Here is a 13,969-nt window from a genome sequence, read left to right as displayed (position 1 = left end):
TTACACGGGATTGCACGAATTTTCTTGATTTTGCACGAAACTGCACGATACCATGAATGGCGAATGCCGACCAAGGGGAACGAGATGACTGCAACGAAAGACCGCGTGCGAATGATCGAAACCACCGTGCTGTCCGACGACTGGTATGTGCTCCGCAAGGTGACCTTCGACTTCCTGCGCAGCAACGGCGCGTGGCAGCGCCAGAGCCGCGAGACCTACGATCGCGGCAACGGCGCGACCATCCTGCTGCACGATCCGCGCAGCGGCAACGTCGTGCTCACGCGGCAATTTCGCATGCCGACGTTCGTCAACGGGCACGACGGCATGATGATCGAAGCCCCGGGCGGCCTGCTCGACGACGCCGCGCCCGACGAGCGCATTCGCGCCGAAGTCGAAGAAGAAACGGGCTACCGCGTGCGCAACCTGCGCAAGGTGTTCGAGGCGTACATGAGCCCGGGCTCCGTGACCGAGAAGCTTTACTTCTACCTGGGCGAATACGACCCCGCCGAGCGGCCCGGCGCGGGCGGCGGAGTCGAAGAGGAAGGCGAGGATCTGGAAGTGGTCGAAATGCCGCTTGGCGAGGCGCTGAGCATGATCGAGCGCGGCGAGATCGTGGACGGCAAGACGATCATGCTGTTACAACACGCGGCGTTGCGCGGTCTCGCGCGCTAACATACACACTTCGCTCGTTTTTAATCGATCGCCCATGTACATCGTTTCGCTGTTCTATACCGCTTCGCTCGAACGCATCGACGACGCCCTGCCCGGGCATCGCGCGTACCTCGACGCGCAGTTCGAAGCCGGCAATTTCATTGCCGCAGGACCGAAAATGCCGCGCGACGGCGGCGTAATCATCGCCTCGCACATGCCGCGCGAGCGGCTCGATGCGCTGCTCGCCGCCGATCCCTTTGCGCAGCAAGGCGTCGCCCACTACGAAGTGACGGAATTCAAGGCCACGCGCCTCGCGCCCGGCCTCAATCTGCCGCGGCCCGAAACGCCTTGATTGTTGGCGCTGCGGGCTTGCGCCGGTTCAGTTCGGCGAGCCCGCAACCGGTACCACCATGCCCGACCATACGATTTCCAGCTCCACCGCAATGGATCGCGCGAGCCCGTCGAGCCCCGGAAACAGCGACGCATTCGTGATGTTCATGCGGTAGAGCCACTTCATCGCGTCCATGCGGATGCGCTCGGGCAGCACGATCTTGTGCAGCAGTTCCTCGTGGCTCTCGTAGCCTTCCAGAATGGCCTGCAACGGCTTGTCGATCACGCCCGGCACGACGAACGTGCCCGACTGCGCGACGAGCCGGTCGTCCATCTCGGTAGGCTCGCCCGACCAGAGAATTTCGTTCGTGTTGCTAAAGAAGTAGCGCTCGAAGTTGTCGTGCGCGCGCGGGTCGATCACATCGCGCGTGAGCGTGGGATTGACCTTGGGCAGCGCGCGGCTGTTCCAGAGCGCCGGCGTGTTCAGTGCGTAGACGGCGGCGTCGCCGGTGGCGCGTTCGAGCGCGAAAAAGGCCGCGACGAACGGGCTCTTGGTGAAATCGAGCAGCCGCGTGGGTGCGCCGTGGTGCTGCATGAGCGCGAGACAGCGCAGATCGTCCTTGAGCAGGTCCGGATGCGCGAGAAAGTTGTGCGCCTTGCGGCGAAACACGCGAATCGCGCGCTCCTCGCGCTGGCGCCATTGCAGCCGGTCGCCCACGTAGTCGCGCATGTAGCGTGTGAGCGAGCTTTCGAGGTGCCACTGCGCGTTCTGCTGGCCGCGAAACGCCCAGCCGTCGAGCTGCGTCGTCAGCGCCATGAATTGCTGCCAGTCTGTGAGTACCGTGGTCTGCATCGTGGTTCCGGTAGCGTTCGTTTTTGCGTCGCGCCGGGGTCGCGCGAAGCGCGCGCCCCGCTGGACACGCTAGCACATCGACAATGACAACATCACGAAGGTTTCGCCACGCACTGTGTGCAAACCCAGGCGAATGTACGCAGCATCGCGATCTGCTCGCGCCAACGCTTCAGCACCTGCACGGGCTCGTAGAGCCGGAACGTCACGCCGCTCAGCACCTCGGCATACTTCGCGCGATGCCCGGTGACGGATTCGATTTCCACGCGAAATACGCTCAGTTCGAGTGCCGTTTGCCGCTGCGCCACGGCGTGTGCGCGTGCGCGGATCTCCAGCAGCGCGCCGTCATGCACGAGCGAGAGCGTGAGGCGGCCGTCGCGCATAAGGTTCGCGGTGGTGCTGGACTGCGGCCAGAGCGCGATGAGCAGCGTGGTGGCGTTCACGGCCAGGATCTCGCCCGCGCTCAGTTGCGCACCGTGCGGCCAGCCGTCCTCGCTGACGGTCGAAAGGCGAACCGCATCGGCAAGACGCGCTTCGAGGTGCTCGCCGTCGAATTCTCGAACGAGCGCTGCGGGCAGTTGCGTGGGCGATGCGGGCTGCATCGCCTGTGGGGCCGGTTCGTTTTGCTCCATGGGGCGTTCCTTGCGGGTATCGCGTGCGTCGGGTCGTTTGAAATTGGACCGTAGCGCCGCGCCGAAGTCAAATCGCCCCGCCCTTCAGCAGCCGTTCAGCCCTTGGTCGCGCCGAACGTGAGCCCTGCTACGAAGTGCTTCTGCATCGCGAAGAACATCATCACCGAAGGCAGCGCAGCAAGGACCGAGCCTGCGGAAACGAGGTTCCACGCCGTCGTCCATTGCCCCTTGAGGGCCGCGACGCCCACCGTGATCGGCGCGGCGTCGTCGCCCTGGGTCAGGCACAGCGCCCAGAAGTAGTCGTTCCAGACGAACGTGAAGACGAGAATGGCGAGTGCTGCGAGCGCCGGGCGGATGAGCGGCAGCACGATGCGCACGAACACGGTCCATTCGTTCGCGCCCTCGATGCGCGCGGCCTCCACGAGTTCGAATGGCAGCTGCTTGATGAAATTACGCAGGAAGAGCGCGCAAAAACCGGTCTGAAACGAAAGATGGAACAGGATCAGGCCGCCGACGGTGTTGTAGAGACCCAGCCTGAGCGTGAGGTCGCGCACCGGAATCATCAGCACCTGGATCGGCACGAAGTTGCCCGCAACGAAGGTCGCGAACAGCGCCGCATTGCCCGGAAAGCGATAGATGGCGAGCGCATAGCCCGCCAGCGCTGCGAGCGCAATCGCCCCGGCCACGGCGGGCAGCGTAATCTGCACGCTGTTCCAGAAGTAATGGAGCATGGGCGAAGTCGTGAGTGCGTCGCGATAGTTCTCGATCATCGCGAAGTGTCTCGGCCAGCCCCAGTAGTTGCCTTCGCTCAGTTCCTCGGTGGAGCGCACCGAGGTGACGAGCACGGCAATCAGCGGCAGCAGCCAGATGACGAGCGCCACGGGCAGCGAGAGCTTGTACAGGCGGCGCGACGCGGGCTTCCACTTGTCGACCGGAATCGGAAACATGGGGGCTCCTCGTAGCGGATTCAGTGCTCGCTGCGCCGCAGGCGGCGCAGGTGATAGACGATGTAGAGCAGCATGATCGCGAACAGCACGACGGCAATCGCGGCCGAATAACCGAGCCGGTAGTATTTGATCGCCTGGTCGTACATGTAGTACGCGAGCACGGTCGAGCTTTCGAATGGTCCGCCGCCCGTCATCACGGAGATGAGGTCGAAACTGCGCAGCGCGCCTATGATCGTGACCACCACGGCCATGAACGTGACGGGCCGCAGTTGCGGCAGGATCACGTGCCAGAGCATGGTCCAGCCCTTCGCGCCTTCCATGCGCGCGGCCTCGATCTGCTCGCTGTTGAGCGTGGTGAGGCCCGTGAGATAGAGGATCATGCAGTACGCGGTTTGCGGCCAGAGTGCGGCGAAGATGATGCCCGGCGTGGCGTAGTTCGGGTCGCCGAGCACGGGAATGCCGCGGCCCAGCATGAGCGCGAGCAGGCCGAACGTGGGGTCGTAGAACCACGAGTAGATGAGGCCCACCACCACGCCAGAAAGCACGAACGGCGCGAAGAACAGCGACTTGACGATGCGGATGCCGCCCACGGCCTGGTTGAGGTACAGCGCGATCGCAAGACCCATGGGCGGTGCGAGCAGGAACAGCACCAGCCAGATCACGTTGTTCCTGAGCGCCGTGTAGAACGTGGGCGAGTGGAACAGCTCGATATAGTTCGCGAAACCCACGAAGCTCGCTTCGGTCATGCCGTCCCAGTTGTAGAGCGAGAGACGCAGCGTGGAGAGAATCGGCCAGATCACGTAGACCGCGAACATGATGACCGCGGGCGCGAGAAAGAGGCACGCGGCACGGCGCTGGCGCCGCGCGGTGGGCGACGCGCGGCGGCGCGGCTGAATGCCTCGCCCGCTTGCGTGCTGCATGCCGCCGTTCTCGCCGCCTGCCGGCGCGGCGCCGTCCACGCGATGCGCAACGGTGTGACTCACTGCCTGTCTCACGGCAAAAACCTCCGCTTGATTACCCGGCGGGCAGCGCCGACGCACTGCCCGCCTTCGCTTCGAACACCTTACTTCTTGTAGATCCGCTGACGCGTCTGCTCGAGCTGCGCGAGAATCGAGTCGAGCTTCGTCGGATCGGACACGAACTGCTGCATGCCCTTCATGCCTTCGTCAGCCATTTCCTTCGTCATGTCGCGATCATAGAACTGCGCAATGCCGCCCTTCGTGTTCGAGAGGATCTGGAAGCCGATCTTCGAAATCGGGTCTTCGGGCTCCGGCGACTTGCTGTTGGCCGAAAGCGAACCCAGCCCCTTGGCAAGCTGCGCGCCAACATCCGGCGTCTCCGCGAACGCGAGGAACGCACGCGCATCGGCCTTGTTCTTCGCCTTGCCCGGAATGTGCAGCGATTCGACCGGACCGTCTTCGGCGGTCGGCACGTTCGGGTCGATGATCGGGAACTGGAAGTAGCCCATCTGCTGCTTGACCGTCGGGCTGAAACCGCCCGTGATGAAGGTACCCATCAGCATCATCGCGGCCTTACCCTGGAACAGGAACGGCTGCGCCGCATCGAGATCGTACGAGAGCGAATTGGGAATGAAGTCGCCGTCGTCGAGCAGTTGCTTCCATGTGACGTAGACTTTTTTCACGCGCGGGTCGGTGTACGGCACCTCGCCTGCCATCAGCTTCTGGTGGAACGCGTTGCCGTTCAGGCGCAGGTCCAGATAGTCGAACCAGCCCGCCAGTGTCCACGCGTCGCGCCCGGCCACGGCAATCGGCGCGATGCCCGCGGCCTTGAGCTTCTTGCAGGCATCGAGGAATTCATTCCACGTTTTCGGCTCGCTCTTGATGCCTACCTTGTCGAACAGGTCCTTGCGATAGAACATGCCCCACGAGTAATACACCGTGGGCGCGGCGTACTGCTTGCCCTGGTACGACGACGCTTCCTTCGTCGAGGCGTACATGCTGTCCCAGTTGTTCTTTTTCCAGTCGTCCGAAAGATCCGCGAAAAGGCCGCGCTTCGCGTAGTAGGCCATGCGCTCGCCGTCGTGCCAGTTCACGATGTCGGGCGGCGCGGTCGTGAGCCAGTTCGGCAACTGGACCTTGTAGGCTTCTTCGTCGACGAACGACACCTTTACGTCGGTGCCGGGGTGCGTCTTCTTGAACTGGTCGATCACCTGTTCCCACACGGCGCGCTGGCTTGCGCCCTTGTAGGCAATGTTCATTTCGAGCGTGCCGGCCTGCGCCGCGCTCGCGAACGCGCCTGCAAGCGCGCCCGCCGCCAGCGTCGCAGCAACGAGCAGGGTGCGTGGTCTGAAGGTCTTGCCGATCATGCGTGTCTCCTTGGTTATACGTCGTTGTCGGTGCTGCATCGTCAGGAACTGCGCAATACGTCTATTTGCGTCTATTGCGAACGGTAGGCGCTCACGCCCTGCGGCTCTATCGTACGCGAGCCGATCACGTATGCATCGTCGGGAATATCCGCAGAAAGGGTGTGCGTGCCCGGCCCGTAGTTGAACACCCAGGTGAAGCCGCCGCGCCGGCTCACGCGGATCGCGTCGCCAAGCGGCTGCGGCGTGAGGCCCGCTTCGCGCGCCACGCGCGCAAAGAGCGCCTGCGTGCTCGCCTCGTCGAACAGGCTCGCGAGGTAGTGGACCGCGCCGCTCCTCACGTACGCGGGATGGCCGTCGCTGAACGTCGCGCGCACTTCCGGCACGGCCCATTCGTTTTCGCCGGTATCGGCGCCGAGTTCGATCAGATCGCGCCAGTGGCGCGCGTGGCCTTCGTGCGCGCCATCCATGTCGAAGCGCACCGGCTCGCTGATGTTGGGCCGCAGCGACTCCACGCGCCACACGCGCAGCGGCAGCAGCGCCGCGAGCGGCCCCGGCGGCAGGTTGGCGGGAATTTGCAGATCCGCGGTTTTCGAGCCCGTGCGCGGCCCGATCACCACTTGCGCGCCCGAACTGGCGAGGCGCTGCGCGAAGTCGTCTGGCACGACGGGCAGCGGCGGCACAACCACGAGCCGGTAGCCGTCGAGCGGCGCGTGCACCGAAACGATATCCACGTCGAAGCCGAGCGCGCGCAGCGCCGAGTAGTACTCCACAGCGAAGCGCGGATAGTGGAAATCCGCGCCCTGCGGATGAATCTCGAAGAGCCACTTCGCCTCGTAATCGAGCACGAGCGCAACCGGCGTTTTCACGTCGAAGTCGCGGCCGCCCTTGGCCACCGCGAGCACGGCCTCGATTTCCTCGGCCACGCGCGCCGCTTCCGCACTGGCGAGGTCGGGGCGGTTGTCGGGCGTATTCAGGCCCGCGTGCATCTGCTCCTGCGCGAACGGCGCCTGGCGCCAGCGGAAATACGACACGCAGCCCGCGCCGTGCGCGAACGCTTCCCAGCTCCAGAGACGCACCATCCCAGGCAGCGGCGCGGGGTTCCAGTGGGCCCAGTTCACGGGGCCGGGCTGCTGCTCCATGACCCAGAACGGCAGCTTCGACATGCCGCGATACACGTCGTGATTGAACGAGGCGAAGTCCGGGTGCCCGGTGCGCAGATAGCGCGCCTTCACGTCGGGTGCGTACCACTGCTGGTCGAGCGCGCCGAGCGGATAGCTGTCCCACGTCGCGACGTCGAGATCGGCTGCAACCTTGTAGTGATCGAACTCCATGAAGAGCTGCATGAAGTTGTGTGCAATGGGCCGCCCCGGCGAATGCGCGCGCAGGATATCGACCTGCATGCGGTTGTAGCGCTGCACTTCGTCGGAGGCGAAGCGCTGGTAGTCGAGCCGGTGCGACGGATGCGCCTCGGTCACGGTGCCAACGGGCGCCTCGATTTCGTCGAAGCTGCGGTACTCCATGCTCCAGAACACGGTGCCCCAGGCGGTGTTGAGCGCGTCGATGCTGCCGTAACGCGCCTTGAGCCATTCGCGAAAGCGCTGCACCGCCGCCGTCGAGTAGCTGACCACCGTTTGATGGCAGCCGTACTCGTTATCGGTCTGCCAGTACGCGACGGCGGGATGCTGGCCATAACGCGCGGCGACCGCCTCGCAGATGCGCCGCGAAGCCTCGTAATACGCCGGCGACGAAAAATCGTAGTGCCGCCGCGAGCCGAACCCGCGCACGCGGCCATCGGCGCCCACGGGCAGGATGTCGGGATGCTGGTCGATCAGCCACTTGGGCGGCGTGGCGGTGGGCGTGCACATCACCACTTGCAGGCCGGCGGCACCGAGCGTGTCGATCGCGCGATCGAGCCAGCCCCAGTCGAATTCGCCCGGCGAGGGCTCGATGCGGCTCCACGCGAATTCGGCGATACGCACCTGCGCGATGCCCAGCGCCTTCATGCGCGCGGCATCGTCTTTCCACATGGCCTCCGGCCAGTGCTCCGGGTAATAGCAGACTCCAAGACGCATCCCTGTGTCCTCGGTTGTTGTTTTCATGCGGGTTGATCGGCGGTGGCGAGCGGCACAACGGCGAAGCCGTCTTCCGCGAACAGATGGCAGGCGCTCGCGCTCGCACGGAACTGCGCGGTATCGCCGCTACTGAGCCGGGCATCGCCGGGGGCCTTGGCGACGAGCACCGCCTCACCCGGCTGATCGAGGTGCACATAGCTGTGTTCGCCAAGCTCCTCGATCAGCGTGATGGCACGCGCAATCGTCAAGGCATCCTGAGCATCGCGCGAGGTGCGCGATGCCACGCCCTCCACCACGAGTTCGAGATGCTCGGGACGCACGCCGAACGTGACCGGCGCGCCCACGGCGAGCCGCGCACCCTGCACCGGCAGCCGCACCGTTTCGCCGCTTTCGTCGAGCGTGACGCTCACGCCGTTCGTCTCGATGGCCGCCACGCGCGCCGGCAGAAAATTCATGCGCGGCGAGCCGATGAAGCCCGCCACGAAGCGGCTCGCGGGCCGGTGATAAAGCTCGAGCGGCGCGCCAACTTGCGCGATGCTGCCGTATCGTTCGGTATCCTTACCGCTATGCAGCAGGACGATCTTGTCGGCGAGCGTCATCGCCTCGATCTGGTCGTGCGTCACGTACACCACGCTCGCCTGCTCGAACTGGCGATGCAGGCGCGCGATCTCGATACGCGTCTGGCCGCGCAACGTGGCATCGAGATTGGAAAGCGGTTCGTCGAACAGGAACACGCCGGGCTCGCGTACGATCGCCCGGCCAATCGCCACGCGCTGCCGCTGGCCGCCCGAAAGCGCCTTGGGGTGACGCTCGAGCAACGCTTCGAGCTGAAGAATGCGTGCCGCTTCGCGCACCTTGCGATCGATCTCGGCCCTCGGCGTTTTCGCGAGCTTGAGGCCGAACGCCATGTTCTCGTACACGGTCATGTGCGGGAACAGCGCGTAGCTCTGGAACACCATGGCCACGCCGCGCTGCGCGGCACTCACGTCGTTCACGAGCTTGCCGCCGATCGAAATGTCGCCGTCGGTGACGTCTTCCAGGCCCGCGATCATGCGCAGCAGCGTGGACTTGCCGCAGCCCGAAGGGCCGAGGAATACACAGAACTCGTTCCTGCCGATCTCCAGATCGACGTTGCGAATCACCGGCGCATTCTCGCCGTATGCCTTCTGAACGCCGCGCAACGAAATGCTCGCCATCGTCCCGTCTCCATGTTCTAATCAGCGCGACACGGGGATTAAGCGCTTAATCAGCAGCCCATAAAAAAGCGATCGCTTCTGCGATCTGGCTGCCTTGTCTCCGATATTCGCTTTGATTGTCGGACCAATGTTGCAGTGCCCGTCACAATCATGCAAATGTTGAATCGCCTTCCCATATTTTGAGATGGACATTTGAGATCCCATGCCGACCCTGAACGAAGTCGCGCGGCGCGCCGGCGTCACGCCGGCCACCGTCTCGAACGTCTTGCGCGAGCGCGGGCGCGTGGGCGAAGCCACGCGCCAACGCGTGCTCGAAGCGGTCGAGGCGCTCGGCTATCGCCCGCATTTATCGGCCCGCGCGCTCGCCGAAGGGCGGCCGCCCACCATTGCGCTGATGGTGTCGAGCATCGCGAATCCGTTCTATCCGGAGTTCGCGCTCGCCGTGGAGAATGCGCTGCGGCGCAGCGGGCGCTTTCTCATCATCTGCAATACGGATGGCGACCCGCAAACGGGCCGCGCCTACCTCGAACAGATTGCGGGCACGCTCTCGGCGGGCGTGCTCGTGATGAACGCCAATCTCGACTTCGCCGACCTGCGCGCCACCGTGCGGCGCGGCGCGCCGGTCGTGCTGTGCATGTGGGAGCGGCCGCTCGACCCGCCGGGCCTGCCGTGCGTGGCCGTGGACTTCCGGCGCGCGGGGGAGCTTGCCGCGCAGCATTTGCTGACGCTCGGGCATCGGCGCATTGGGGCGATCGTCGGCAGCAAGGTTTCCGGCATTCACGCGGCACGCTATGACGGCTTCGTCGCGGCCATGCAGGCCGCCGGCCTCGACGGTGCGGGCGCGCCCGTACGCTATGCGCCGGACACCACGCAAGGCGGTTATGCGGCCACGAGCGAGTTGCTCGCACGGCATCCCGACCTCACCGCGATCTTCGCGACCAACGACCTGCCGGCGCTAGGCGCCATGCAGGCCGCCGCCGATCTCGGGCTCGACGTGCCGCGCGAGCTTTCCGTGGTCGGCATTACCGATATTCAGCTGGCGCGCGAGTCGCGGCCCCCGCTCACGACCGTTGCGGTCGCAACGACCGAGGCGGCAGAGCTGGCCGTCGAGTTGCTGACGGAACTGGTCGAAGCGCCCGGTTCGGCCGCCGGCGCGGCGGCGCGCGTGTGCGTGGTCCCGGCGCCGCGACTGGTCGTGCGAGCTTCGACGGCGGCGCCGCGGGCGCAAGGCTAACGAAAGAATTAGCATGACAAGTCCCACCCAGCGCAAAGATCCCATACGCAAACGTTAAGGTTCCCTCCAAACCATCCGTTAAACACGTTGGCGCTGCACGTGTGCACTGCCGCGAGAATACAAATCGAAGACGGCTGGAGAAAAACGAACGTGAAGCGAACAACGTTGAATCAGAAAGCCTGGGGCATCGTCGGGCTGCTATGGATCTCGCTCGTCGTGCTGGTGGTGGCCAACGCCTTCATGACGCGCTCGGGCATGGTGACGGACCGCAAGGCCCTCGTCGAGCAGGAGACGCAAACCGCATTGGGTGTGGTCTCGTACTATCAGAAAGAAGCGGCCGCGGGCCACATGAGCGCCGACGACGCGAAGCGCTTCGCCATCGCCACGCTGCGCGGCACGCGCTACGGCGACGACCAGAGCGGCTACTTCGGCATTTACGACAGCAACGCCGTGGCGCTGCTCGTGCCGCCCAAGCCGGAGATGGAAGGCAAGAGCCAGGCGAACATGACGGACCCGCGCGGCACGCATGTGGCGCTCGAGATCGTCAAAAGCTCGTCCACGGGCGGCGACGGCTACAGCAGCTACTGGTGGCCGAAGCCCGGCAAGAGCGCGCCGGTCGAAAAGATCACGTACTCCGCCCTCGTACCGGGCTGGGACTGGCACATCTTCACCGGCATCTATACCGACGACATCGACGACGCCTTCCGCAGCGCGCTGATCAGCAACCTTTTGCTCGTGACGGTGATCGGCGCGGCCGTGACGCTCGGCCTCATGTGGCTCATCCGCACGATTCGCCGCAGCCTTGGCGGCGAGCCGGACTACGCTTCGCAGATCTGCCAGCGCATCGCCGAAGGCGATCTCACGGCCCACGTGAATCTCGCGCCCGGCGACCAGCACAGCCTGCTTCATTCGATGCAGCAAATGCAGCGCCAACTGGTCGACACCGTGCAACGCATCCAGACCTCGGCCGAATCGATCACGACGGGCGCCAAGGAAATCGCGGCGGGCAACCTGGATCTTTCCTCGCGTACCGAAGAGCAAGCCGCGTCGCTCGAGGAAACGGCCGCCAGCATCGAAGAGCTCACGACCACGGTCAAGCACAATACCGACAACGCGCGCCAGGGCAACACGCTCGCGGTCAATGCATCGGAAGTCGCCGCGCGCGGCGGCGAAGTCGTGCGCCGCGTGGTCGAAACGATGAACGAGATTTCGAGCAGCTCGCAGCGCGTGGAGCAGATCATCGGCGTGATCGACGGCATCGCCTTCCAGACCAACATCCTCGCGCTCAACGCGGCCGTGGAAGCGGCGCGCGCCGGCGACCAGGGCCGTGGCTTCGCCGTCGTGGCGGGCGAAGTGCGCAGCCTCGCCCAGCGCAGCGCGACGGCGGCCAAGGAGATCAAGGACCTGATTGGACAGTCGGTGGCGCAGGTGTCGGAAGGCACGAAGCTCGTCGACGAAGCCGGTAAGACGATCGACGAGGTGGTGATTTCGGCGCGCCGCGTGGCCGACCTGATGGGCGAAATCGCGGCGGCGTCCGAAGAGCAGCACACCGGCATCGAGCAGGTGAACCGCGCCGTCGCGCAGATGGACGAAGTGACGCAGCAGAACGCGGCGCTCGTGGAAGAGGCATCGGCGGCGGCGCAGTCGATGGCAGCGCAGTCGAACGGGTTGCGCGACGTCGTGACGGTATTCCGCGTTGGGGCGCAGGCCGAGTCTGCGCTTGCGTCGACGGTTGCAGCTCCGGATCAACGCGCGCGTGCCGTGCGCCCCGCCGCACCGCTCAAGCGCCCTGCCCCCGCGCCCGCGAAGGCCACGACAACCACGCCGGCCCGCAAGGCCGCCAACGCAGCGCCCGCGGTCACAGCAAAGGCGGCATCGGCCATCCCCGTGGCCACCGCCGCTCACGAAGCGGCAGACTGGGAAACGTTCTAATCGTCGGTCGCGAGGTGATCACGCAAGGCGCCCGCCCTCACCGGGCGCGCCTTGCGCCGCCCGCCATGCGGCAAACGTGATCAACCCGGGCGCAAGTCCCGGATCGCCGATACGGGTCCAGCTCGTATGCGTGTCGTCGAGTCCCGCCACCGGCTGCGGCGTGGCGAACTCCACGCGCGACATGCCGGGCCGATACGCCTCGTTCGGCCAGTACACCGGCATGACGCGGCGCGCCGCCATTTCCTCGCGCAACGCTTCGGGACCGCCTTCGTCGGTCACGACATCGCATTGTGCCGCCCAGTCGTGACTGTCCCACGCGAGAAACACGCCGGCGTTGCCTTCGGCGTCGAACGTGAGCACGGCGTTCTGCTCGGGGCGCCAGTAGTACTCGACGATGCGCTCGCGCTGCGCGACTTCGTGCAGCACGTCGGCGACGCGCCGGTTCGCGTAGATCGCGCCCACGCCGTGCACGCCGATATGGCCGCGCCGTGCGCAGAACTTGCGCTTGGCGTCTTCTATGGCGCCGCGCAGCTTGCGGGTCATCGCCGGATCGGACTTCTTCACGTAAAAGTCGATCAGCCCCGCGTTGAACGCCTCCACCGCGTGTGATTCGTCGGCCGTGGCCGTGAGCAGGATGCGCGTGCACGCCACGTCCTTCGCGGCGGCCAGGAAGTCGACGCCGGTCATCTCCGGCATTTCGTAGTCCACGACGAGCGCCGCGATATCGCCGAAGCGCGCCGCGTCGGTCATTACGTCCTCACCGAGCGCGTTGCCGCCGCGCTTCTCGAACTCCGACCATGCCGCGCCCGCAGCGGGGTTGCGCGCACTCTGCCGCGCCTCGTGCGAAGCGACGAAGGCCAGCGCTTCTCTTGCGCTCGTGAAGTAGCGATCCGTGCCCGCGCCCGGAAAGAGCCCGCGCAGCGCGTAGAGGAAGTCGGGGCTGTCGTCGAGGAAAACGACGGAGACGGGATGGTAAACCGGCTGTCTGACGATGGAACTCATGCTGGATCTCGGTAAGCGCGCTGCGCCTCATGCGGCGCGCCCGACACCTGGAGCGGCACCGCGAGGAAAACATGTCGATTATGCGGCGTCTCGCCTGGACACAGCAACCCGAAGCCGCAGGTGCGCGCTCAATCGAACGCGCGCAAACGTTATCGCACCCAGCGAGCATGAAGCGGTTTGCGTATGTGGGGAGCACGGTATTGGATGAAGAGGAACGCGAAGAGAATGGTGCATGCCTCCGTTTCTCCGGAGGCACGCGCGGCTGCCGCCTGCAGTCCCTATCTGGAGTCACTCTGATGTACGCACGCGAATCCATTCCCGCCGTCCTGTCCCGTGGCACCGCCGGATTCTCCGACGAAATCATGGAAGCTACGCCGACCAAAACGTTTCATCACGTCATCGACATCTACCTCAAGGACTCGAACGCATTCATGAACACGTATTTCGCCCGTTATTTCGAATGGCAGGGCATTTGCCGCGAACGCTGGTTTCACGAGTGCATTCACAACAATCTGCTCGCCTCGGGCGGCGTGTTCGTCACCAAGCGCGCACACCAGGAATACGTGCAGGAAACCTTTCCGTTCCAGCGCGTGGATTGCTACCTCAACACCTTCCAGGTGCGTCAGTGCTCCGCGTATCTCGTGTTCCGCTTTTGCGTGGACGGGCGGCCCGTTTCGCTCGGCTATCAGCAGATCCTCTTTGCCGGCACCGATAAGCGCATTCGCCGCTTTCCGCCCGGCATCATCGAGCGCGTGAAGGAATACGAGCTGGTCCTGCCTTCGGGTTCGAACTGAGCG

Annotated in this window: 13 protein-coding genes; 5 read left to right on the top strand and 8 right to left on the bottom strand. The window is 65.0% G+C overall.

The genetic code is table 11. The annotated features are described in order from the left end of the window. The first annotated feature begins 84 nt into the window (after window positions 1–84). Both ACOJB8_RS22510 and ACOJB8_RS22505 read left to right on the top strand, forming a co-directional pair. Window positions 85–672, top strand: a complete 588-nt coding sequence (locus ACOJB8_RS22510; RefSeq protein WP_368618754.1) for an NUDIX domain-containing protein — start codon at window positions 85–87, stop codon at window positions 670–672. A 34-nt stretch (window positions 673–706) separates the two neighbouring features. After that, on the top strand, window positions 707–1,003 hold the full coding sequence (locus ACOJB8_RS22505; protein WP_475014280.1) for a YciI family protein: 297 nt from the start codon (window positions 707–709) through the stop codon (window positions 1,001–1,003). A 27-nt stretch (window positions 1,004–1,030) separates the two neighbouring features. Here ACOJB8_RS22505 and ACOJB8_RS22500 read toward each other — a convergent pair whose 3' ends face one another. The 7 genes from ACOJB8_RS22500 to ACOJB8_RS22470 form a co-directional block, all read right to left on the bottom strand. Beyond that, window positions 1,031–1,834, bottom strand: a complete 804-nt coding sequence (locus tag ACOJB8_RS22500; RefSeq protein WP_069265867.1) for an FRG domain-containing protein — start codon at window positions 1,832–1,834, stop codon at window positions 1,031–1,033. Window positions 1,835–1,926: 92 nt separating this feature from the next. Then, entirely contained in the window at window positions 1,927–2,463 is a 537-nt protein-coding gene (locus tag ACOJB8_RS22495) for a pyridoxamine 5'-phosphate oxidase family protein (RefSeq protein WP_475014277.1), read from the bottom strand. A 95-nt stretch (window positions 2,464–2,558) separates the two neighbouring features. Continuing rightward, window positions 2,559–3,410 carry a carbohydrate ABC transporter permease gene (locus ACOJB8_RS22490; RefSeq protein WP_324159796.1) on the bottom strand — a complete coding sequence of 284 codons (852 nt, stop codon included), beginning with the start codon at window positions 3,408–3,410 and terminating at the stop codon, window positions 2,559–2,561. 20 nt (window positions 3,411–3,430) lie between these two features. Continuing rightward, a complete protein-coding gene (locus ACOJB8_RS22485) occupies window positions 3,431–4,393 on the bottom strand; it encodes a carbohydrate ABC transporter permease (RefSeq protein WP_475014273.1) in 963 nt (320 codons plus the stop codon). Window positions 4,394–4,473: 80 nt separating this feature from the next. Beyond that, entirely contained in the window at window positions 4,474–5,736 is a 1,263-nt protein-coding gene (locus ACOJB8_RS22480) for an ABC transporter substrate-binding protein (protein WP_475014271.1), read from the bottom strand. Window positions 5,737–5,807: 71 nt separating this feature from the next. Beyond that, window positions 5,808–7,808 (bottom strand): beta-galactosidase, encoded by a 2,001-nt coding sequence (locus ACOJB8_RS22475; protein WP_475014340.1) that lies wholly within the window; start codon window positions 7,806–7,808, stop codon window positions 5,808–5,810. A 23-nt stretch (window positions 7,809–7,831) separates the two neighbouring features. Continuing rightward, a complete protein-coding gene (locus ACOJB8_RS22470) occupies window positions 7,832–9,004 on the bottom strand; it encodes an ABC transporter ATP-binding protein (RefSeq protein WP_475014269.1) in 1,173 nt (390 codons plus the stop codon). Between the two features lie 202 nt (window positions 9,005–9,206). Between ACOJB8_RS22470 and ACOJB8_RS22465 the strand changes: the two genes are divergently transcribed. Then, a complete protein-coding gene (locus ACOJB8_RS22465) occupies window positions 9,207–10,238 on the top strand; it encodes a LacI family DNA-binding transcriptional regulator (RefSeq protein ID WP_368683427.1) in 1,032 nt (343 codons plus the stop codon). A gap of 165 nt (window positions 10,239–10,403) precedes the next feature. Further along, the gene (locus ACOJB8_RS22460; protein ID WP_475014267.1) at window positions 10,404–12,170 is read left to right on the top strand and encodes a methyl-accepting chemotaxis protein; all 1,767 of its coding nucleotides are present in this window, start codon (window positions 10,404–10,406) and stop codon (window positions 12,168–12,170) included. 18 nt (window positions 12,171–12,188) lie between these two features. Here the strand turns inward: ACOJB8_RS22460 and ACOJB8_RS22455 are convergent, their stop codons facing one another. Beyond that, window positions 12,189–13,172: a response regulator gene (locus ACOJB8_RS22455; protein ID WP_069265859.1), complete on the bottom strand. Its 984-nt coding sequence runs from the start codon at window positions 13,170–13,172 to the stop codon at window positions 12,189–12,191. A 296-nt stretch (window positions 13,173–13,468) separates the two neighbouring features. Here ACOJB8_RS22455 and ACOJB8_RS22450 point away from each other — a divergent pair, with 296 nt between their 5' ends. Further along, entirely contained in the window at window positions 13,469–13,966 is a 498-nt protein-coding gene (locus ACOJB8_RS22450; protein WP_069265858.1) for an acyl-CoA thioesterase, read from the top strand. Window positions 13,967–13,969: the final 3 nt, after the last annotated feature.

The sequence above is a fragment of the Paraburkholderia sp. BR10141 genome, assembly GCF_056155635.1.
Note: the sequence above shows the minus strand (reverse complement) of the source record. Positions and strands in the feature narration are given on the sequence as shown.